This is a genomic window from Streptomyces fildesensis (genome assembly GCF_016107395.1).
Classification (GTDB): Bacteria; Actinomycetota; Actinomycetes; order Streptomycetales; family Streptomycetaceae; genus Actinacidiphila; species Actinacidiphila fildesensis.
In genome coordinates this window covers 1-272 of sequence record NZ_JAAIKO010000287.1, presented here as the reverse complement: position 1 = coordinate 272, position 272 = coordinate 1, and the positions used below count along the sequence as shown (strand labels likewise).

1 protein-coding gene is annotated in these 272 nt (G+C 64.7%); it reads left to right on the top strand.

Annotation, left to right across the window (positions count from 1 at the left end; genetic code table 11):
- On the top strand, positions 1-247 hold a 247-nt coding region (locus C6N31_RS42935; protein WP_198359721.1), incomplete at its 5' end, for a fasciclin domain-containing protein.
- Between the last annotated feature and the right edge of the window lie 25 nt (positions 248-272).

Sequence of the window (272 nt, the reverse complement as noted above, 5' to 3'; positions counted from 1 at the left end):
CAAGGTGCTCAACGACAAGGCGACGCTCACCAAGATCCTGACCTACCACGTCGTGGGCCAGCCGCTCACCCCGAACCAGCTCACCAGCGGCACGTTCCCGACGCTGGAGAAGCAGTCCCTCTCGACCAAGGGCTCCGGCGAGTCCTACATGGTCAACGACACCGCTAACGTGGTCTGCGGCAACGTCAAGACCGCCAACGCCAACGTGTACATCGTCGACACCGTTCTGATGCCGCCGGTCTCCTGATCGGGACCTGCCGCCCCGGGCGACC